Annotated in this window: 22 protein-coding genes and 2 tRNA genes; 23 read left to right on the forward strand and 1 reads right to left on the reverse strand. The window is 42.6% G+C overall.

What is annotated here, in order from left to right:
* Positions 1–13 precede the first annotated feature (13 nt).
* The 16 genes from BUB71_RS12185 (at position 14) to hslO (ending at position 14,691) form a co-directional block, all read left to right on the forward strand.
* Positions 14–1,051 carry a phosphotransferase gene (locus BUB71_RS12185; protein WP_073155109.1) on the forward strand — a complete coding sequence of 346 codons (1,038 nt, stop codon included), beginning with the start codon at positions 14–16 and terminating at the stop codon, positions 1,049–1,051.
* Complete coding sequence (locus tag BUB71_RS12190) at positions 1,029–1,532, forward strand: GNAT family N-acetyltransferase (protein WP_073155110.1); 504 nt, start codon at positions 1,029–1,031, stop codon at positions 1,530–1,532. The genes BUB71_RS12185 and BUB71_RS12190 overlap by 23 nt, the downstream gene beginning before the upstream one ends.
* A gap of 361 nt (positions 1,533–1,893) precedes the next feature.
* Positions 1,894–3,342, forward strand: a complete 1,449-nt coding sequence (yabN, locus tag BUB71_RS12195; RefSeq protein WP_073155111.1) for a bifunctional methyltransferase/pyrophosphohydrolase YabN — start codon at positions 1,894–1,896, stop codon at positions 3,340–3,342.
* A gap of 70 nt (positions 3,343–3,412) precedes the next feature.
* Complete coding sequence (locus tag BUB71_RS12200; RefSeq protein WP_073155112.1) at positions 3,413–3,676, forward strand: RNA-binding S4 domain-containing protein; 264 nt, start codon at positions 3,413–3,415, stop codon at positions 3,674–3,676.
* A gap of 40 nt (positions 3,677–3,716) precedes the next feature.
* Positions 3,717–4,022: a sporulation protein YabP gene (gene yabP / locus BUB71_RS12205; protein ID WP_340148299.1), complete on the forward strand. Its 306-nt coding sequence runs from the start codon at positions 3,717–3,719 to the stop codon at positions 4,020–4,022.
* Positions 4,019–4,516 carry a spore cortex biosynthesis protein YabQ gene (gene yabQ / locus BUB71_RS12210; protein ID WP_073155114.1) on the forward strand — a complete coding sequence of 166 codons (498 nt, stop codon included), beginning with the start codon at positions 4,019–4,021 and terminating at the stop codon, positions 4,514–4,516. The genes yabP and yabQ overlap by 4 nt, the downstream gene beginning before the upstream one ends.
* A 5-nt stretch (positions 4,517–4,521) precedes the next feature.
* On the forward strand, positions 4,522–4,896 hold the full coding sequence (locus BUB71_RS12215) for an FtsB family cell division protein (protein WP_073155115.1): 375 nt from the start codon (positions 4,522–4,524) through the stop codon (positions 4,894–4,896).
* A 114-nt stretch (positions 4,897–5,010) separates the two neighbouring features.
* Positions 5,011–5,086 (forward strand) — tRNA-Met (locus tag BUB71_RS12220).
* Positions 5,087–5,090: 4 nt separating this feature from the next.
* Positions 5,091–5,167, forward strand: a tRNA-Met gene (locus BUB71_RS12225).
* A gap of 300 nt (positions 5,168–5,467) precedes the next feature.
* Positions 5,468–5,962: a ribonuclease FAU-1 family protein gene (locus BUB71_RS12230; RefSeq protein ID WP_073155116.1), complete on the forward strand. Its 495-nt coding sequence runs from the start codon at positions 5,468–5,470 to the stop codon at positions 5,960–5,962.
* A gap of 403 nt (positions 5,963–6,365) precedes the next feature.
* Positions 6,366–8,816, forward strand: a complete 2,451-nt coding sequence (spoIIE, locus tag BUB71_RS12235) for a stage II sporulation protein E (RefSeq protein ID WP_073155117.1) — start codon at positions 6,366–6,368, stop codon at positions 8,814–8,816.
* A gap of 97 nt (positions 8,817–8,913) precedes the next feature.
* Positions 8,914–10,323 (forward strand): tRNA lysidine(34) synthetase TilS, encoded by a 1,410-nt coding sequence (tilS, locus tag BUB71_RS12240; RefSeq protein WP_084731513.1) that lies wholly within the window; start codon positions 8,914–8,916, stop codon positions 10,321–10,323.
* Between the two features lie 113 nt (positions 10,324–10,436).
* Positions 10,437–10,979 carry a hypoxanthine phosphoribosyltransferase gene (gene hpt / locus BUB71_RS12245; RefSeq protein WP_073155118.1) on the forward strand — a complete coding sequence of 181 codons (543 nt, stop codon included), beginning with the start codon at positions 10,437–10,439 and terminating at the stop codon, positions 10,977–10,979.
* 33 nt (positions 10,980–11,012) lie between these two features.
* Positions 11,013–12,980, forward strand: a complete 1,968-nt coding sequence (gene ftsH / locus BUB71_RS12250) for an ATP-dependent zinc metalloprotease FtsH (RefSeq protein WP_073155119.1) — start codon at positions 11,013–11,015, stop codon at positions 12,978–12,980.
* 66 nt (positions 12,981–13,046) lie between these two features.
* Positions 13,047–13,829: a type III pantothenate kinase gene (locus BUB71_RS12255; protein ID WP_073155120.1), complete on the forward strand. Its 783-nt coding sequence runs from the start codon at positions 13,047–13,049 to the stop codon at positions 13,827–13,829.
* Positions 13,822–14,691 (forward strand): Hsp33 family molecular chaperone HslO, encoded by an 870-nt coding sequence (hslO, locus tag BUB71_RS12260; protein WP_073155121.1) that lies wholly within the window; start codon positions 13,822–13,824, stop codon positions 14,689–14,691. Before BUB71_RS12255 ends, hslO begins: the two co-directional genes overlap by 8 nt.
* Positions 14,692–14,755: 64 nt before the next feature.
* On the opposite strand, the gene BUB71_RS19120 is transcribed toward hslO, so the two are convergent.
* On the reverse strand, positions 14,756–15,130 hold the full coding sequence (locus tag BUB71_RS19120; RefSeq protein ID WP_139279087.1) for a hypothetical protein: 375 nt from the start codon (positions 15,128–15,130) through the stop codon (positions 14,756–14,758).
* 826 nt (positions 15,131–15,956) lie between these two features.
* Between BUB71_RS19120 and cysK the strand changes: the two genes are divergently transcribed.
* The 7 genes from cysK to lysS all read left to right on the forward strand — a co-directional run bounded on the left by cysK (position 15,957) and on the right by lysS (position 21,684).
* Entirely contained in the window at positions 15,957–16,886 is a 930-nt protein-coding gene (gene cysK / locus BUB71_RS12275) for a cysteine synthase A (RefSeq protein WP_073155124.1), read from the forward strand.
* A 51-nt stretch (positions 16,887–16,937) separates the two neighbouring features.
* Positions 16,938–17,087: a hypothetical protein gene (locus tag BUB71_RS19620; protein ID WP_175552361.1), complete on the forward strand. Its 150-nt coding sequence runs from the start codon at positions 16,938–16,940 to the stop codon at positions 17,085–17,087.
* A 358-nt stretch (positions 17,088–17,445) separates the two neighbouring features.
* The gene (gene folP, locus BUB71_RS12280; protein WP_422785141.1) at positions 17,446–18,288 is read left to right on the forward strand and encodes a dihydropteroate synthase; all 843 of its coding nucleotides are present in this window, start codon (positions 17,446–17,448) and stop codon (positions 18,286–18,288) included.
* Positions 18,278–18,670 carry a dihydroneopterin aldolase gene (folB, locus tag BUB71_RS12285; protein ID WP_340148300.1) on the forward strand — a complete coding sequence of 131 codons (393 nt, stop codon included), beginning with the start codon at positions 18,278–18,280 and terminating at the stop codon, positions 18,668–18,670. Before folP ends, folB begins: the two co-directional genes overlap by 11 nt.
* Positions 18,667–19,170 carry a 2-amino-4-hydroxy-6-hydroxymethyldihydropteridine diphosphokinase gene (gene folK / locus BUB71_RS12290; RefSeq protein WP_073155126.1) on the forward strand — a complete coding sequence of 168 codons (504 nt, stop codon included), beginning with the start codon at positions 18,667–18,669 and terminating at the stop codon, positions 19,168–19,170. Before folB ends, folK begins: the two co-directional genes overlap by 4 nt.
* Before the next feature lie 16 nt (positions 19,171–19,186).
* A complete protein-coding gene (dusB, locus tag BUB71_RS12295; protein WP_073155127.1) occupies positions 19,187–20,173 on the forward strand; it encodes a tRNA dihydrouridine synthase DusB in 987 nt (328 codons plus the stop codon).
* 23 nt (positions 20,174–20,196) lie between these two features.
* The gene (lysS, locus tag BUB71_RS12300; protein WP_073155233.1) at positions 20,197–21,684 is read left to right on the forward strand and encodes a lysine--tRNA ligase; all 1,488 of its coding nucleotides are present in this window, start codon (positions 20,197–20,199) and stop codon (positions 21,682–21,684) included.
* Positions 21,685–21,706 lie beyond the last annotated feature (22 nt).

The following is a 21,706-nucleotide window of genomic DNA, read 5'->3' on the forward strand; positions in this document are numbered from 1 at the left end:
GAAAGGAAGAGAGATGTTAGAGCCTAAACCGAATTGGTCAGATATTCCTCGCTGCGTAAGCCGTGAGATGGAAAGTATATTAGGCTCTGTGGTTAAGAAAACTGAAATCGTATATGGTGGATTTGGACCAAGCGCGACCTTTCGTCTCTATTTGCAGGATGGTCGAACTATTTTTGTAAAAGGAGCAGGGAAAGGTTCAACCTCTGTCAACTGGAAAGGTGTGAAAAAGGAAGAGATTTTATATCAAGAGGTGAAAGCTGTTCAAGCGTTTTCCCCTGCATATATAGGCTCTGTAAAGCAATCTGATTGGCATTTACTTTTACTTGAGGATATGGGTCATGCTGTAGAAGTTCCACCATGGACGGAAGCCTTAGCGAGAAATGCTATGGAGGGAGTCGCACAGTTTCATCTACTTGGTTTACAAGAGAAAGCAAAGTTAGAGAAGATGGATGTAGCAACATTTGCTTTTCAATGGAGAATGTTGAAAGAAACAAAAGCGGAACGTGAGCTTTTGTTTGCTTTATTTCCTGGGAAAAGAGATGAAATAATCACTTGGTTTGATCATGTAATTGATCACCTGATAGAAGCTGAAGAAAGAGTATTTGATATCAATCAACCGTGGGGATTGATTCATTGTGATTTACGTTCAGATAATCTACGATTCCTGGAGCAAAAATTGATTCTATTTGATTGGGCCACTACTTGTATGGGACCTCTTATGTTGGATATTGCTTTTTTTCTGCCCAGTATATGGGGGCAGAGTGGGCCTTTTCCGTCCATATTATTGACTGAATATACTGGGATTATGCAGAACAATGGGGTTGTTTTTTCACAAAGCTCCATCGAGGCAGCCGCTGCATTTACTGCTGGGTTCTTTGCAGCAAGAGCAGGAAAAGAACCTATCGATTTTTTACCTCGATTACGGGCTATTCAATATATGCAACTTGGCCCCGCTCTGCATTGGGTTGCAGATGCATTAGGTCTTCCTGCTCCGCCGAGTCTCCCGCCACTTGAAAGGAATGGTCTGGATGCAGATAAGAGTCTTAACTGAAGAAGATTTAAAGGAGTACTGGTCGTTGCGACTTCGGTCCGTTCAAGAGCATCCTGAAGCTTTTATCCCGACAATAGAGGAATTGGATGATCAAAAATATATGGAGATGACAGTACGGATCAAGCCAACAGATCTGTCTTGGTTTTTGGGAGCTTTTGAAAATGGAGAACTAGTTGGTGCCATGAGTTGGAAACGGGAAGAGCCAGCCAAGTTACAACATAAGTCACACATTTATGGTGTGTATGTAGTCCCAGAAGCACGACGAAAAGGAATCGGTCGGGCTTTACTAGAGCATCTCATTAGTCGAGTGAAAAAAGTAGCTGGAGTTGAACAAATTCTATTAACAGTTGCAAATTCAAATCCAGCCAAATCTCTTTATCTTCAGTGTGGATTTATATCCTATGGATATGAGAAGAAATCATTGAAAATTGGTGAAGCGTATGTAGACGGAGTGTTGATGGTTCTCTTTTTAAAGGATTGAGTCAATAAGGCTCTTCAGACTGACGAGAAACACTAACGAGTGAGTGTAGAGATAATCGGCAAAGCTTTATTTCGGGCGCAACATAGTTCAATGACAACTGAAGCGGCATTTTCTTCTTGGGAAAACTGTTCGAGTCTCCTCAGGCACATGTCGAAGAAGTCGAGTTTTGCCCGATTGTGAAGGCTAACAGAAGCGAAGGCCCACATCCTGGAGGACCCGGTCGCGGAACATCGCCGAGAACCGCGATCAAATGACTTTGTCTACAAGTTGGTGAGCCCCAAGGGCTCTTTTTTTATGCCATTTTATGTTGGTTTTTATTGCCCATTTGCGGGAAAATGAAAGGAAAGAAGGAGGAAATATCATGAAGTTATGGATTGTTGGTTTGGGTTCGGGTGATCCAGATGCTCTATCAGTGGGATGCTATCGTTTGTTGCAATCAGGTCTACCGACTTGGGTAAGGACGGAGCAACATCCTGTCGTTTTATGGTTAAAAGAACAGGGAATAGAATTAAAGTCATTTGATTTCATATATGAACGACATTCTTCTTTTTCTGAAGTCTATAAGGAGATTGTTCAATTCCTCATTCAACAGGTGAAGGAGCAAAAAGAGATCCTCTATGCTGTGCCTGGTCATCCGCTGGTTGCCGAGCAGACAGTAAAAGAGTTACTACAACAAGCAGAGGAAGCTGGGATAGAGGTAGAGATCAAAGGAAGCGAGAGCTTTCTCGATACAGCATTTACACGTTTACATATCGACCCAATTGAAGGCTTTTCTATTTTGAATGGTGACAATTTACAAGTGAATCAATTGCAACCCAATCTCCATCAGTTAATTGGACAAGTATATGATCAACAGACAGCATCTGAAGTAAAGCTAACACTGATGGAAGTTTATCCAGATGACACGCCGATAACAATTGTTGATGCGCTTGGAGTAGAGGGGCAGGAGTTAATCCAGGTCGTTTCTTTAGCTGAGCTTGATCATTGGGATCGATTCCACAATCTTACCTCTCTATATCTACCTCCACATACAGAAGCATGGAGTTTGACGCGCCGTTTTGAAACACTGGTTCAATTGTTTGCTCATTTACGCAGTCCAGATGGATGCCCTTGGGATCGTAAACAAACACATCAATCATTAAGACCTTATCTATTAGAAGAGGCATATGAGTTCTTATCCGCAGTTGAACAAGAAGACTTAACTTCGATGGAAGAAGAGTTAGGCGATGTTTTACTACAAGTTTTATTTCATGCGCAGATCGCTTCTGAGTCAGATGAGTTCACCATTTATGATGTGATTCAGACATTGAGTGAAAAGTTGATCCGTCGGCATCCACATGTATTTTCCTCAGAGTGTGCTGAAACGGCAGATGATGTGTTGATAACCTGGGAAAAGGTAAAACAAAGCGAAAAAGGGTCTATTCCAAAATCAATCTTAGCAGATATCCCAACAGGTATGCCATCATTAATGGTTGCATATCAAATACAAAAGAAAGTGAGTAAGGTTGGGTTTGATTGGGAAAATGTAAACGATGTGCAAGAGAAGGTAATGGAAGAGTGGCAGGAGTTGCTCACTGCAACTACAAAGGAAAGTCAAGAAGAAGAGTGGGGCGATTTGCTCTTTACATTAGTAAATCTGGCTCGTTTTCTTCACATTGATCCAGAGGTAGCATTGCATCGGGTGAATGATAAGTTTCGGGAGCGGTTTGCTTTTGTGGAACGAAGCGCTGAGCAACGTGGTCTTGATCTAACAGAAGCAACATTGGCACAGCTTGATCAATGGTGGGATCAGGCAAAACAGAGAGAATGATTTACCATATTTTAGGAGGATTACTGCGATAAATAACGAACATTATTACCAGAATGTGATGTGATCAAATATGAGAATTGATAAGTTTTTAAAAGTATCTCGTCTGATTAAACGTAGGACAGTGGCAAAGGAGTTTTGTGATCAAGGTCGAGTCTCAGTAAATGATCGGATTGTCGGGGCGGGCCATCAGCTTTCTGTTGGAGATCAGGTTGCAATTCGCTTTGGTCAAAAGGTACTAACTATTGAGGTTCAGCAGCTTTTAGAGAAGATTCGTAAAGAAGAAGCTGAACAGATGTATCGACTTGTAAAAGAAGAGGCACTCTCTTCGTCATAAAGCAGACAGTCTGTCCATATCATGTACTAGGGAGTCTCATTTGACGGAGGTACATGATATGGTAGATGAAAACTATGGTAAACAACATGAATTGACAATGACCAACCGCAACACACTTGTTGTGACAGGAATTACTCGCGTTGAGAGTTTTGATAGTGAAGAGTTTTTATTACAAACCGAATATGGGTATATGGGTGTACGTGGGCAAGACTTACATCTACAATCACTTGATCTTGATCAGGGTCATGTTGCAATTGAGGGACAGATTATCCATATCAGCTACCTTGATGTAAATATGGATCGTACAGGTACTGGTAAAGGGCTTTTAGGTCGGTTATTTCGGTGAGTCTAGATACACAGATCATGACGATCTCAGTCATGTTAAGTTCAGGTTTGTTGTTGGGGCTTGTGCTTGATTTGTATCAACTAGTAAAAGAACGACTCTGTCTCACAGATTGGGTGACTTCCTTAGTCGACTTGTTCTACTGGCTTGGCTCAGCATTTTTGATTTTTGCTTTACTTTTTTGGAGTAATTGGGGAGAGTTACGGTTTTATATTTTTATTGCAATCATCGTTGGTTTTCTCCTATATTATCGATATTTTCGATTATGGTTAAATCGACCGCTTTGTTTGTTGATTCGTTTGATCGAAATTCTGATCACAGGATTTATGCAGTTGTGTTATTATCTCTTCTGGGTTCCACTCATCTTTTTGGTTCAGATGCTAAAACGCATCTTTGGTGTAGCTTCTATGCCGTTGCGATGGATGTTTCGGCCAATTATGACTCGCTTCCAAACATGGCTGAACAAGTTACGATCCAATCCAAATAAAGAGAAGTGATAGAAATGAATCGTTCCGCTGATAAAATATTAACATTTCGAGGACAAATGAAGGATCGATCCGTGGAAGCAAAAGGGCAAGTCAGGAAATCTGATCGATTACACCCACTTGTCAAGCGTCGACGAATTTTTTGGTTATCCATCATGTCCCTCTTTGTCATTTGGTTTTTGTTTGAGCTAACCGTACAGCAAATCCGAATATGGGATCAAGAAGAAAAGTTATTAGCAAAGCAAGGAGAGTTGCGCGTGGTGCAAGCAGAGACAAAACAGTTGAAAGATCAAGTGCGGGATCTCCACTCCCCTCAGTATCTACTGGAATTAGCCCATCGTTTGGGTTATAGCAAACAAGGAGAGCAAAATTACAAAGTACCAAAAGATTAAACCAACTCTACTTTTTTGTGAGAGTTGGTTTTTTGTTTCATATAATGATATTTTTCCTTGACTTTCATAAATGATGGTAATATAATATTTCTTGTTCGCAAAGTTTTACATTGTCGCGGGGTGGGGCAATTGGTAGCCCGTCGGGCTCATAACCCGAAGGTCGCAGGTTCAAATCCTGTCCCCGCAACCAATATGGCGGTGTAGCTCAGTAGGCTAGAGCGTACGGTTCATACCCGTAAGGTCAGGGGTTCGAGGCCCTTCACCGCTACCAAACAGGCGAAGGCGAGGAAGGCTCTGTGATCTGAGCTCGCCTTCGCTTTTTTGTTTGCCAAATGATGCGTTTTCACTTTATTATGCAGAACTTATCATAAACTACATAAAAAATCAGATTTGACTGAATCAGTTCAATCTTGATTCGAACATGACTACAAACCAAACTTGATTGAGCCATATACTGGGGATAGCCCTTTTGATCAATATTTAGTTGTTTTCTTATCATTTTCATAAAAGCATGATCCGAAGCAATGTAGCTTATAATAGAAATGTTTTATTGGGGTATAGGAGTGGTCATGTGAATGTTTCAATCAAAAAAGTGAAATTTACAACGATCAATAAAACGTATACTGAACAGGTCCGGGATTGGCGTGGTCGTAACTGTTTTTCCACTCAATATCCCAATCCAGATGGGAAGCGGATTTTCTTAACCTACTATTTTGTACGTAAAGGTTATACCATATCGAAAGTATTTCGACGTTCAGGGGAATTTCTTTATTATTATTGTGATGTGATGGAAATGAAACAAGTGGGTCGATTGCGCTATGTAATGGTTGATTTATTATTCGACCTCATTGTCCGTCCTGATCACAGCTATCAATTAATCGATATTGATGAGTTTGCAGACGCATTGGAAAAAGGTGTTTTAAAGAGAAGACAACAAATTCATGCTTTAAGAACACTTGATCATATGATTCAACTTCAATCCCAAAGAAAATTAATACCCGCATTTATCCATGATGCGAATATGTATATGATTCATGGAGAAACACAGTCATCTCACAAAAAGTGATGACTGTTTTTTTATGCGTATGAATAGAATGCCAGATGTTGGAATTTCATACAAACGTTTGTCGTTATCTCAGTTTTTACAGACTGATCCGACAGAGTCAGACGGAAAGTATGTGATTTCTCTAGTGAAAAAGGAGGGTCTATATGTTCGTTTTATAGGTATCTAAAGTGATGACCATACTTTTGATCTGTCGAATCTTTTTTTTCATACATAAGTAATTATGACAAACTTTTCCTGGCACACTCGTTATAATGATGTTCACACCTACGGAGTCGATCTTCTTGAAGAGGGCCAGAATGCGGATTAAGCATAAATTGATATAAAATCTTCTCTTTGTTCGAAGCCGAATCAAAAGAGTTCGAATCGACCCGTTTGGTTTTAGATAATAAAAGAGAGGGTGGCAATGTTGGAAGCGATTCAACCAAAAAAGAAACGGGGGCGAGGAGAATGGTGGCTAAGGCTACAGCATGTATGTAGTAACAAAATGAATCGCCTGATCCAAGTATATAATCTTCCAGTACTACTTATGGGGTTTTTACTCGGACGAGCAACCATTTTAGAGAGCGTCTCTCCTTTTGCGATTGCATATTTAGCAGTTGTCATGTATTTGGCAAAGAAACAATGGCCATCAGTGATGTTGTTTTTGGTCATGGGTAGTGCAACAGTCGATTGGATGCATGTAGCGAAGATATCCGTTTTTCTCATTCTCTTTGTCTTATTTCATCGAATCTTTCTTTGGTTTCATAAGGACCAGATTCATTTAGCTCCATTATTAGTCGCAATCAGCAGCATCATAGGGCAATGTGGATGGAGTTGGTATGAGGGTTGGACTGTTTATCAACTTATGTTAGCAGGTGTTGATTTATTACTAAGTGTGATTTTAACATTTATTTTTGTTCACTCTCTACCGATTTTTACCATGCGAAAGAAACGGGTTTTTCTTCGTCCTGATGAAATTATTTGTTTGATTATCCTATTAGGTTCTGTTATCACAGGGATGCTGGAATGGCAAATCGAACAGTTATCCATTGTCAATATCATATCAAGATATCTAATTTGTCTATTTGCATTTGTAGGTGGAGGGATGTTAGGAGCATCAATTGGCGTTGTCATTGGAATGACAATTTGTTTATCCGATCCAAAATCGATGATTCAAATGGGTTTGTTAACCTTTGCTGGACTTATGGCAGGCTTATTTCAAGAAGGAAAACGTTTTGGTTCCATGATTGGTTTTTTGCTGGGTTCCACTATTTTATCCCTCTTTCAAATGGGGACAGATCAGTTGTTGTTGTCCCTATGTGAGACAAGCATTGCGTTAGGTTTATTCCTACTCACTCCGAGTTCCTGGGTTCACGCATTTGCTCGCTATGTACCTGGAACCCCAGAGAACCAAACGTTGCATCAGGATTATGTGCGGCGATTACGTGATGTAACTGCGGCAAAAGTAGATCATTTTGCCGAATTATTCAGTGAGTTAGCAGTTAGCTTTCGTGAAGATTCGGGGAAAAAAAAGAGAGAGGACGAGGAGCAACTACATCACTTTGTTCAAGGTGTGATGGAAGAAAGTTGCTTTGGTTGTAAACGATATCGGCACTGTTGGGACCAAAATCTGATGCGCACGTATCAGGAAATCACAGGATTAATGGCATGGGTAGAAGCGGATGCAGAAGGAGTGCCAAGTCACTGGTCACGCTACTGTATTCATTCAGAAAAAGTATTACAAGAAGTTCGCATCCAATATCAAAGGGAACGGGAACAGCATTTATGGAAAGAACAGTTAAAAGAGACAAAAAGGATGGTTGGGACGCAGTTGATGGGTATGTCTGAGGTGATGGAACGGTTATCCACTGAGATTCGGCATGAGACAAAGGTATTGACGGCACAGGAGGAGCAGATCCATGAATCATTAGAAGAACTTGGACTTTCCATTCAACGTGTTGATGTGATCAACTTAGAGGAGGGAAGAGTTGAAATTGAGGTAACTATGCCTCATCGGGATGCTTTTGATGAGTGTAGAAAATTGATAGCTCCTTTATTAACTGAGATTTTAGGAGAGCCGATTGCTGTTTATCGGAAAGTCATCAAAGGACATTCGAGCGGATCATTAATTACGCTAGGTTCGGAACAGCGTTACACATTAAAGACAGGAGTTGCCCATGCAGCGAAAGGTGGACGCTATATTTCTGGTGATAGTTATTGCTATATGAATCTAGGAACGGGGAAATATGCAGTTGCTCTAAGTGACGGTATGGGAAATGGCCAGCGTGCGCAGGAAGAAAGTAGTGCAGCGCTCAAACTGTTGAAGAGGCTCCTGCAAGCGGGGATGAAAGAAGAGACTGCCGTTGAAACGGTCAATTCCATATTAAGTTTGCGCTCAGCTGATGAAATTTTTGCAACTATTGACTTGGCTTTAGTAGATTTGCATACAGCGGCTGGTCGCTTTATGAAGATTGGTTCGACACCAGGGTTTATTAAACGGGGCAAAGAAGTATTTATGGTTTCCAGCGAGAGCCCGCCGATCGGGATCTTGAGCCATATTCAGGTAGAGCCGGTAGAGATGCGTTTGCGTTCAGGTGATTTATTAATTATGATGACAGATGGCGTTTATGATGCCCCGAGGCATGTTCTGAATAAAGATGCCTTTATGACACGAATGATTTCTGAAATTGAGACTCGTGATCCTCAAGACTTTGCTGATTGCTTGCTCGAAGCCGTGGTTCGATATCATCAGGGTGCGATTCATGATGATATGACAGTAATTGTCTCAAAACTGGAACGGTATACGCCAGAATGGTCAACCATTCGATTACCTGGTATGGCTAGATTGGAAAGAACACAAGTAGCACTTTCTTAATAAGTGCTTGTTCTATGAAGGGAAATGGTATAAAATATCATCATCTTAACTGTGTATTTGGGTTGATCGAGTCTACTCACTGAAGGGAAGAAAATGATTGTTTCTCGATCGTTTACAGACAGCGATTCGTGAATATTCGCTTATAGATGAGGGGGAGCGGGTTCTGGTCGGTGTATCCGGTGGACCCGACTCCATCGCATTGTTACACGGGCTCCACCAGTTGCGCGAAATTGGTCAGTGGAGCCTCTTTGTCATACATGTCAATCACTCTTTGCGGGGTGAGGAGAGCGATCAGGATGCCCGATATGTAACCCAATTTTGTCAGCAACGGCAGATTCCCTGTCACACAGTCAGAATTGATGTTTCAATGGAGGTGAAACAGAAAAAGGGGAATTTGCAGGCAGTAGCACGTGAACTTCGCTATGAACAGTTTCGAAAAGTAGCAAAGCAACTTAACATTACAAAACTAGCTCTTGCTCATCATGCGGATGACCAAGTAGAAACATTATTGATGCGTCTGCTTCGTGGAACAGGCATTCAAGGTCTAAGTGGAATTCATTGGACATATACATGGCAGGAACTTACAATTGTTCGCCCATTACTCGCCATACAAAGGCAACTAATTGAAGCGTATTGCGATGAGCAGAAGCTTTTTCCAAGATTTGATTCAAGCAATGAATCGTTGCACTATACTCGAAATCGGATTCGTAAAGAGCTTGTTCCGTTACTACTAACGTATAATCCACGTGTAAAAGAAGCATTTATACAGTTAAGTCAGTTAGCTCAAACAGAAGAAGAAATGTGGCAATCCTTAGTGGCCGAAGCGATGAAAAAACATGTGAAGCAACAGGGTGCATATACATATCGGATTCATGTAGAATCATTTCTTCACCTACCCGTTGCTTTACAAAGAAGAGTAGTTAAACTAATATTAAATTGTCTTGTGAAAAACGGAACAAGCGAAGTATCGCTGGAAATGGTAGAACAGGTGAGAAAAGTTCTTCATCACCATCTTCCATCGGTAAAAATCTCCCTCCCACATGGTTTAGTCGCTTACAGAGAGTATGAATCCTGTTTGATATCAATGCAAAGTGCTAAGCACCATCAGGATCATACGATGAAAAAAATTTTGATCCCTGGTGTTACAAAGTTACCAGAATTTGATGGTGAATTAGAAGTGAAGCTGCTTGCTACACTGCCGTATAGGACCGAAGATAATACCCAAGCGGTCTTTGATGCAGATCAAATGTGTGGATCGCTTTTTGTGCGTAGTCGTCGACCTGGAGACCGTATGTATTGTCAAGGGATGAAAGGGAGAAAACGTTTAAAAGATTTGCTGATGGAGGCTAAAATTCCCGCAGCCAACCGGGATCAGCAACCCATCGTCACCTTTGAAGATGAAGTCATTTGGGTGCCAGGTGTGCGTTGCTCCAAAATTGCAGCGCCTTCCTCCAAAACAAGGCGCTATCTCTATCTAACTTGGCGTAAGTATGGGAAGGGTAGGTGACGAACTGTTACTTGAGATACATAGGAAGGTATATTTCGGTCACTTCTTGTGGATAGTGGTACTATACGCCCTAAATGAAAAACAGTTCTATGTACTTTGGTAGCAGGCATACCATGAATCGAGATATTGAGAAAGTCTTATTCACCAAGCAGCAAATTGAGGAGAGATTGGCAGAATTAGGGGCGCAACTTGCAGAGGAATACCATGGCAAAAAGCCATTATGTATTTGTATCTTAAAAGGAGCTGTTCCTTTCCTGTCCGCTCTGATCCAACAGATTGAAATACCATTAGAAATCGATTTTATGTCCGTTACCAGCTATGGAAGTTCCGCGAAATCTTCTGGGGTTGTACGCATTATGAAAGATTTGGATATATCGATTGAAGGGCGTCATGTACTCATTGTAGAAGATATCATTGATACTGGCTTAACACTGCGACATTTAGTCGACCTGTTGGAACAGCGAAACCCTGCATCTGTCAAAACAGTAGCGCTACTGGATAAATCGATCTGTCGCACTGCTGATATAGAGGCGAATTATGTAGGGTTTGAAGTACCGAATGAGTTTATTGTCGGCTTTGGATTGGATTATGATGAACAATATAGGAATTTACCTTATATTGGTGTCTTAAAAAAGGAAGTCTATCATATAGGGTAAAATATTTTTATGTGAACTGAGAGGAGGCCAAGGATGAAACACTTCTTCCTCAGGAACGGGATACTATATATCATTCTCATCCTTGTAACCCTTGGGGTTGTAAATATGGTGGCGAACTCGGGAACAGAGACTTCGCAGCTTACTTATACTCAATATAGACAGCAGTTACAAGCTGGCAAGATTGCAGAAGTGACGGTTCGTGCTGAGGGAAATACTTATCATATTGAGGGTAAATACAAAGGAAAGCCTGAGAGATCATTTGTCACCCAAGGACCGATGTATGAAGGAAGTACTGTCGTTCAAGACTTGGATCATGCAAAAACAACGAAGGTAACTTTTGAGAAACAGAAGAGTGACTCCGTTTGGCTAACATTTTTTACATCGATCATACCTTTTGTGATCATTTTACTCTTGTTCTTCTTCCTGCTTAACCAAGCGCAGGGCGGCGGAAGCAGAGTGATGAACTTTGGTAAAAGCAAAGCGAAGCTCTATAATGAAGATAAGAAACGAGTCACCTTTGATGATGTAGCAGGTGCTGATGAAGAGAAGGCAGAGCTTGTAGAGGTAGTTGATTTCCTAAAAGATAATCGACGATTTGCAGCGATTGGTGCGCGGATTCCAAAAGGTGTCTTGCTTGTGGGTCCTCCTGGTACAGGTAAAACTTTACTTGCACGCGCAGTCGCTGGAGAGGCAAAGGTACCTTTCTTCTCCATTAGTGGATCGGACTTTGTAGAAATGTTTGTCGGTGTAGGTGCTTCAAGGGTTCGTGATCTTTTTGAACAGGCGAAGAAGAATGCACCATGTATTATCTTTATTGATGAGATAGATGCTGTAGGTCGTCAGCGTGGCGCTGGACTCGGTGGTGGTCACGATGAACGTGAGCAAACATTGAACCAATTGCTCGTCGAAATGGATGGCTTTGATGCAAATGCTGGAATCATCATCATGGCTGCAACAAACCGCCCAGATATTCTCGACCCTGCATTATTACGCCCCGGTCGTTTTGATCGTCAAATTTTGGTCAATCGTCCGGATGTGAAAGGACGCGAAGAAGTTCTTCGTGTTCATGCTCGAAATAAACCAATCTCCAAGCGTGTGAAGTTGAGTGTTATCGCTCAACGTACCACTGGTTTCTCAGGCGCCGACTTGGAAAACTTGTTGAATGAAGCTGCTCTCTTGGCCGCTCGATTTAATAAGAAAGAGATCGGTATGGAAGAGATCGATGAAGCGATTGATCGCGTGATTGCTGGACCTCAAAAGAAAAGTCGGGTGATCTCTGAGAAAGAACGGCAGATTGTTGCCTATCATGAATCTGGTCATGTGTTAGCTGGATATTATTGTGAGAATGCGGATACAGTTCATAAAGTAACCATTGTTCCACGTGGGCAAGCTGGCGGTTATGCAATGATGTTGCCTAAAGAAGATCGTTACTTAGCTACCAAAAGTGAACTGCTTGATCGCGTAACAGGCTTACTCGGTGGTCGTGTTGCCGAAGATGTCGTCTTTGGTGAAGTAAGTACAGGGGCGAGTAATGATTTTGAGAAGGCGACAGCGATTGTCCGTGCCATGATCACAGAGTATGGAATGAGTAAACGATTGGCAACGATGCAATTTGGTCGTTCTCAAGGTCAAGTTTTCCTCGGTCGCGATCTAGGACATGAGCAGAACTATAGTGAAGAAGTTGCACGGCTGATTGATGAAGAGATGCAAGAGCTGATTCAAGAATGCTACGATCGTGCAAAAAGGTTGTTGACAGAGCATCGTGATAAGTTGGAATTAATGGCTCAAACACTGCTGAAGCGTGAAACATTAGATGAAAATCAAATTAAACAGCTTTTGGAGACAGGTGAGCTAAAAGACGACTTAGAAGATGAAGATGTAGTAGTAAATATTAAAGGTAAAGAAGATCGCAACGATGAAGTGAAAGAGACAACAGACGATACAGAGCCAGCCGATTCTGATCGTGAGTCAACCCATGAAGAGAAGAAAAATAACGATTAATTGGGTTCACAATCTGGCACTCCAGGCCTGGGGTGCTATTTTTTATGTATAGGAAGGGTGGTATCTATGCTATTTGTAATCGATGTAGGCAATACAAATATTGTATTAGGAATTTATCGGGAACGTGAATTGGTCTATCATTGGCGCATTCATACAGATCGTGAAGCGACTGAAGATGAATATGCAATGCTGATCAAAAATTTACTGCAAGATGTTCATTTAAAATGGGGCAATATAAAAGGTGTTGCGATCTCATCAGTCGTACCACCACTCACCTATGTACTTCGTAAATGGTCAGAAAAATATCTTTCGATTGACCCGATTGTGCTAGAACCTGGTGTAAAAACGGGAATGAATATATTATATGACTCTCCACGTGATGTAGGGGCAGATCGGATTGTAAATGCAGTCGCTGCCAGCGAAAAATTTGGAGGCCCTGTTATTATCGTAGACTTTGGGACGGCTACAACTTTTTGTCTTGTTGATGAACATAAGAATTATCGAGGAGGGATTATTGCTCCTGGGATTCATGTCTCGTTAGAAGCTTTAGTCTCACGCACGGCAAAGCTGCCCCGTGTTGAAGTAGCTAGGCCAGAAGAAGTGGTCGGTCGGAATACGATCAATGCGATGCAGTCAGGGCTTTATTATGGATATGTAGGGTCGGTAGATGGGGTTGTCAATCGGATTAAGCAAACATTGACAAAGAAGCCAACTGTTGTTGCTACTGGTGGGTTGGCCCGTTTGATAGCAGAGGATGCCGATACCATTGATTATATCGAGCCTTGGCTTACTTTAGAAGGGTTGCGACTGATCTATGAAAGAAATAGAGGTGAACAAGAAAATGTCTAGTTATATTGTTCGTGCGATTGCTCGAAACGGTGAAGTTCGTGCTTTTGCTGCGGAAACACGTTCACTCGTACAGGAGGCAGTCAATCGCCATCTCACATTCCCTGTAGCAAGCGCTGCATTGGGGCGCACTTTAACGATGGGTGCCATTTGGAGTGCGATCTTAAAAGAAGAGCAAGAAGTGGTGACAATCAGGGTTGAGGGTGATGGTCCACTTGGCAAGGTGATCGTACATGCCAATGGAGCTGGTGAAGTTCGCGGATTAGTTGATGAGCCACAGATTGAAGTGCCCAACTATCCAGATGGTAAATTAAATGTAGCAGCGGCTGTAGGTCAGGGAATGATCCATATCTCAAAAGATATTGGCTTACGGGAGCCTTACCAAGGTAGCTCGCCTATTGTTTCAGGTGAATTGGCTGAGGATTTCACTTATTATTTTACCACATCAGAGCAGACGCCTTCTTCTGTAGGACTTGGTATCTTGGTACAGAGAGAACAGATTCTACAAGCTGGTGGGTATCTACTTCAAGTATTACCTCAAGCGACAGATGAGACGATCTCCCGCTTAGAAGAGCGAATCAGTCAGCTCACGTCGATCACCGATTTTTATCAGCAAGGAGGCTCGCCAGAGAAGCTATTGGAACACATACTTGGCGAAAATCTAAATTTCTTATCACAAACAGAAGTAACATTCTCGTGTCGGTGTTCGAATGAGAGCGTGGCAAATATGTTACGAAGTCTAGGGAAGAAAGAAATCCAATCGATTATAGACGAAATCGGCTATGCAGAGGTAACCTGCCACTTCTGCAATGAAAAGTATCATTTTGATCAAACACAGTTGTTGCAGTTGATTGATCAACCTTAAAATGACGGACACGCCCGCCGCTCCGAAGAGCGGGGGCGTGCCGTGACCCGGGGTTGTGGGAGGGTCAGTCCTCGGCGTTGTCCTCGTCGGCCGGTCGCATCTTCACGGCGACGACGATCCCGATGGCGAACAGGATGAACAGGAAGGGGAACTGGCTGACGATCGCGCCGGCGTAGAAGCCGAGCAGCGCCATGCCCGGACGCCACTTCTTGACGAACAGCTCCAGCTTCGTGGCGAAGTGCCCGCCGACGGTGCTCTGCTGCTCCATCTTCTTGGAGATGCGCACGGCGGCGAAGAGCACACAGAGGGCGAAGAGCGCGGGGACTCCGATGACGACCGTCATCATGAAGCTGTCAAACCCGATGAGCAGGCCGATGAGGGTGGTCCCGATGCTCACTGAGGTGGCGGCGCTCGGACGGAGGAAGGACGATTTGGACATGACTTTCCCTTTCGGGTTTGCTGCCACAGGCAGTTACGAACGGAATCTGATTCTGTTCGGTAGCTTCACTAGGGATCTAGCGAATTCACCTTGTAAATGCTCCAATCTGGACAAGGTGAAAAGGGCAACTACCTACTTGATTTCAACATAGCATGTGGATAAGGATGATGCAAGTTACAAGGAGCAGTAGATGGTTCGGAGGATAGAATTTCTAGGTCTTAACTAAGAAGTCCGTTTGAAGCAATGAGCAAACGAGGTAGCACATTTGTGATCGGATTGCGCCTGCATATTTGTAATTTTTCATCATGCTTGACCACCCCCTACGTATGAAATGCGGGGGATGCTTATGTAATCTCTCACAACTGAGAGAAATCGAATCAATTAAGCGTGCATCCGACGTTATAAATTCAGCTTGAAGAAAACCCCTTAAACGAGTGGAGAGGTAATCGGCAAAGCTCCATTTCGGGCGCAACTTAGCGGAATGGCAGCTGAAGCGGTATTTTCCTTACGGGCAAACTGTTCAAGTCTCCGCAGGCGGATGCCGGAGGAGGCGAGTTTTGCCCGACCACAAAAGCTGTCAGAACGCGGACAGATTCACATCCTTGCAAGCCCGGGTCGGAGCAAAGCCGTAAGCCACGATCACGAGCCGCCGATCACGGAGCTTTGTCTACACTCTGGTTATAAATAATTGTGTAAACGAAACTGACAAAGGGAAGAAAAAAAGAGATCGATCTGTTGAGAGAAGTTGCTTGACAGTTGTGGATGGACATTGATAAGATAATATATAAAATCCTATATGATTAATAGGAATAGGAGGAATCACTCCATGACAATCGCAAATAATATATTGGAATTAATTGGCCGTACACCTAGCGTTCGATTAAATCGAATTGTTGGGAAATCGGATGCAGATGTATATTTAAAGCTTGAGTTTTTTAATCCTGGGGGCAGTGTAAAAGATCGGATTGCTTATAGTATGATTCATGAAGCTGAGCAACGGGGTGACTTAAAACCCGGTGATGTAATCGTTGAACCGACAAGCGGAAATACGGGAATTGGTTTAGCTTTGGTAGCAGCAGCAAAGGGCTATCGGACCATTTTGGTTATGCCAGATACCATGAGTTTAGAAAGAAGAAATCTATTACGTGCATATGGAGCGGAATTATACTTAACTCCTGGTTCAGAGGGAATGAAAGGGGCAGTTGCCAAGGCAGAGCAACTAGCGAAAGAGAATGACAATTATTTTCTACCTCAGCAATTTAAAAATCCAGATAATGTAAAGATTCATTTTGAAACAACTGCGCAAGAGATTGTTGAAGATTTTGGCGACCAATTAGATGCATTTGTAGCAGGAGTAGGAACAGGTGGAACGATCACAGGTGTTGGTCGTGTCTTAAAAGATAAAATCCCCAATGTTCAAATCATCGCTGTTGAACCAAGCGCATCACCTATCTTGCAAGGCGGCACACCTGGACCACATAAGATTCAAGGAATTGGTGCTAATTTCGTACCCGATATTTTGGATACAGAAATTTATCAGGAAATAATCGGAATTGATAATGAAGAGGCATTCGAATGGGCGCGTAAGTTGGCTCGTGAAGAGGGGATTTTAGGTGGAATATCGACTGGGGCTGCTGTAGCGGCGGCAGTTCGGATTGCTCGTCGATTGGGTGAAGGAAAGAAAGTGCTTGCTGTAGCCCCAAGTAATGGTGAACGTTACCTCAGCACACCTTTGTATCAGTTTGATACTGAATAATGTTAGAAAACCATTAAAGCATCTAACATGTTTACGCTAGGTTTCAGACTGATGAAAAATCCAATTGATGAAATGAAGAGGTTCGTACAATTGGGTAGAAGAAGAAATCGTGGAGTCAATATTTCGCTGCGGGCGGAAAAATACTCCTTAACCCGCATTTTACTAGGCGCTACCAAGCCACGACTGTGTAACGAAGAATAGTCAGTAGTACTGTCTGCACACGCCATGCACAAGTTTCGCTAAGCAGCTAACGCGCTGCAAGTCTCACTATGACGAGGTAGCCAAGTTGATACCGCCCTGAGTGAGCAGTCATGGCGCCTTGAAGACATCAACGCATCCTGAAATGGAGGCGAAGCGTGAAATATTGACGGAACCTTTACTTTATCTACTAATAGACACTTAGCATGTTTACGCTAGGTGTTTTTTGCTGTGCAAATATGAATCTAGTTAATCTTCAATTTTTAAATCTGAGGCCAAGAAATAGTTTTTCATGATGAATGAAATAAGGTATATTAAGAGCACTTGAATAACTTTTCTATGGTTCGGTAGGTGTGTGGAATTGCAACGAGTGATCAAAACAGGGAAATATCAATTACCAATTGGTGAGCGGACATTGGTAATGGGCATATTAAATGTAACACCTGATTCTTTTTCTGATGGTGGAAAGTATTTAGCGCCTGAAGCAGCGGTGGCACATGCGATGCAGATGGTGAAAGAGGGGGCAGATATCATCGATATAGGCGGTGAATCGACTCGTCCGGGGCATCAATCTGTCTCCTTAGACGAAGAGTTAGCGAGAGTGATTCCGATTGTGCAAGCTGTAGCAGATACGATTCAAGTGCCGATCTCCATCGATACGTATAAAGCGAGCGTGGCAAAAGAGGCGATAGAAGCAGGTGCGAGCATAATCAATGATGTTTGGGGCGGAAAGTATGACCCAGAAATGAGAAAAGTAGCTGCAAAGCTCGATGTTCCGATGATTTTCATGCATAATCGATCAAATACAGTCTATTCATCCATGATGAAAGAGATCAAACAAGAATTGCTAGAATCTGTAAACACTTATCTTCAAGCAGGTGGTCGTGAAGAGCATGTGATTCTTGATCCAGGGATAGGTTTTGCAAAAGGGTACCACGGGGATCTGCATGTGATGAAACATCTTGAGCAGATCGTTGCCTTAGGGTATCCTGTTTTGCTTGGAACCTCTCGTAAATCGATGATTGGGAAGACCTTGGATTTGCCACCAGAGCAGCGACTAGAAGGTACTGCGGCGACTGTAGCATTAGGGATTGCAAAAGGGTGTCACATTGTCCGTGTACATGATGTAAAGGAGATGGTACGCGTTTGTCGGATGATGGATGCAATGTTGAATAATGATTGGGGTGAAACGCTTGACAGTTAGTGTTGATTACTCCATGATGGATCATATCCAATTGAAACGGATGGCTTTTTATGGGTATCATGGTGCTTTAGAAGAAGAAAATCGACTAGGACAACGTTTTTTTGTTGATCTTGACTTATATCTTTCATTAGAGAAAGCTGGGCAAACAGATGACCTTGAAGCGACAGTGAACTATGCTGATGTCTATCAACAAGTGCAGCAAGTAGTAGAAGGGCATCAGGTAAAGTTGATTGAACGAGTGGCAGAGAAGGTAGCAGCTCGTTGTTTGTCTCTGTACCCAATCAAAGCGATTCGTGTCAAAGTTGAAAAACCAAATCCGCCAATTCCGGGGCATTACGAAGCGGTGAGTGTCGTGATTTTTAGGAGTCGAGCAGGATCATGAATATAGCTTATCTTGGCTTAGGGAGTAATCAAGGAGATCGTTTGCAGCACTTGCAGCAAGCAATCCAGCAGATCAATCGAGTAGCAGGCATATCGATATCACGACTCTCTTCCATCTATGAAACAGCGCCAGTTGGTTATGTCGATCAAGGTTCTTTTTTTAATATGGTGTGTGAAATTGAAGTGGAGCTACCTGCGGATGTACTATTGTCTGAGATGTTAGCGATTGAACAGCGACTTAAACGTACACGCACGATTCGCTTTGGTCCACGGACGATTGATATAGATATCTTACTGTTTGATCATGAACAGATTCATACACGAGACTTAATCGTGCCACACCCTAGAATGTGGGAGCGCGCTTTTGTGATCATTCCATTGACTGAACTGATCCCTGATTACAAGCCTCCTACTCCCGAGAAAACGATAAAAGAACTCGGTAAGCGACTCATACAAGAACAACAAATTAAAAAACTGAATCAAGTGATAAGTGCTACATAGAAAGGAGGCAGTTTGCATGTTTCAAATTGGACCGATCAAGCTAAAAAATAGAGTTGTGCTAGCGCCGATGGCAGGTGTGTGTAACCCAGCATTTCGTTTAATCGCAAAAGAGTTTGGTGCTGGATTGGTATGTGCTGAAATGGTGAGTGATAAGGCAATCATGAATGGCAATAAGAGAACACAAGCGATGCTCTATGTAGATGAGCGAGAAAAGCCTCTATCATTGCAGATTTTTGGTGGTGATCAGGAGAGTCTTGTTCAGGCTGCACAGGTGGTGGATCAACATACGAATGCCGATATCATCGATATTAATATGGGTTGCCCTGTGCCAAAAGTAACGCGATGTGACGCTGGAGCCAAGTGGTTGCTTGATCCGGATAAAATCTATCGTATGGTTCATGCTGTAGTGCAGGCTGTTGAGAAACCTGTGACGGTGAAAATGAGAATTGGTTGGGATGATGAACATATTTATGTTGTGCAGAATGCACAAGCAGTTGAAGCAGCTGGAGGTCAAGCAGTCGCTGTACATGGCAGAACAAGAGTACAAATGTATAAAGGTAAGTCTGACTGGAACAGAATTCGACAGGTAAAAGAGAACGTCTCGATCCCTGTAATCGGGAATGGCGATGTAGCTTCCCCTGAGGATGCGAAGCGGATGTTAGAGCAGACTGGCTGTGATGCAGTTATGATCGGACGTGCTGCATTGGGCAATCCTTGGATGCTTTATCGAACGGTTCACTATCTTGAAACAGGTCAGCTACTTGCTGAACCAACAGCTCAAGAAAAGATGGAAATCGCAGTGTTGCATATGGATCGGCTTGTTAGATTACGTGGGGAACAAGTAGCTGTGCGTGAAATGAGAAAACATGCCGCTTGGTATTTAAAAGGGTTACGTGGTGCTGCACGAATCAAAGATCATGTGAATGCAACTGAATCAAGGGATGAAATGGCTCAATTGTTGATGAGTGTAGCAAATCGCTCATTAGAGCAGGTAGCAAATTAAGCGGAATATGGATGGTGGAAAAAATGAGTATTGAAGAATTGACAGACCAAGAGCAGGTGCGAAGAGAGAAGCTAGATCGGCTTCGAGGGATGGGCATTGATCCGTTTGGCACGAAATTTGAACGCACCCATCTAGCGAAAGAGTTACTAGATGCATATGATGCTTACAGCAAGGAAGAGCTTAGTGAGCAAGAAGTAACGGTAACAGTAGCGGGAAGGGTCATGTCAAAACGCGGACAAGGTAAAGCTGGATTTGCTCATCTACAAGATGTAAGTGGACAGATTCAAATTTATGTAAGACTCGATCAAGTTGGAGAGAAAGCATATGAAGCTTTTCGCTTGACAGATCTCGGCGATTTTGTAGGAGTACAAGGTACTTTATTTAAGACAAATCGGGGCGAATTAAGCGTCAGAGGAAGTCAGTTTACTTTTTTAAGTAAATCATTGCGTCCACTTCCAGAAAAGTATCATGGACTAAAAGATGTAGAACAACGTTATCGGAAGCGTTATCTTGACCTGATCATGAATCCTGATGTCAAAGATACTTTTATTGCTCGTAGTCGAATTGTGAGTGCGATGCGAGAGCATTTGAATGACAAAGGCTTTTTAGAAGTAGAAACCCCTACTTTACAAACGATTCCAGGTGGCGGACATGCTAGACCCTTTGCAACTCATCATAATGCCCTAGATATGACTCTATATCTGCGCATCGCTCTTGAACTATATCATAAGCGCTTGATTATTGGTGGGATTGAAAAAGTATATGAGATTGGTCGTACCTATCGAAATGAGGGCATTTCAACTCGTCACAATCCAGAATTCACCATGATGGAACTTTATGAAGCATATGCTGATATTCATGATATGATGGATCTGACGGAAGAGATGATCGCGATTATTGCCCGGCGTGTAACAGGTAGTTCGATCATCGAATACCAAGGAGAACAGATTGATTTAACCCCGCGTTGGGCACGTCGTTCTATGACAGACTTGATTCAGGAGTATGTCGGAATTGATTTGAAACAAGTCAAAAGTGATCAAGAGGCACGGAAACTTGCGCAAGAATATCAAATTGAGATCAAGGATAATATGAGCTTTGGTCATATCGTTAATGAGTTTTTCGAACAAAGAGTGGAAGAAAAATTAATACAACCTACCTTTGTCTATGGTCATCCTGTTGAAATCTCACCATTAGCGAAGAAAAATGAACAAGACCCTCGTTTTACTGATCGTTTTGAGCTGTTTATTGTGGGGCGTGAGCATGCCAATGCGTTTAGCGAATTAAATGATCCCATTGATCAACGAGAGCGTTTTTCTGCACAAGTAGCAGAGAAACTAGCTGGTAATGATGAAGCTCACCCAATGGATGAAGATTTTGTCGAAGCGATGGAACATGGTATGCCACCTACAGGCGGATTAGGAATCGGCATAGATCGTTTGGTTATGTTGTTAACCAATCAGCCATCTATTCGTGATGTGCTTCTCTTCCCACATATGAGAGAAAGGGAATAGAGATATAAAAAAGTTGTAAACA

This window comes from Seinonella peptonophila (assembly GCF_900129355.1).
GTDB classification, from domain to species: Bacteria; Bacillota; Bacilli; order Thermoactinomycetales; family Thermoactinomycetaceae; genus Seinonella; species Seinonella peptonophila.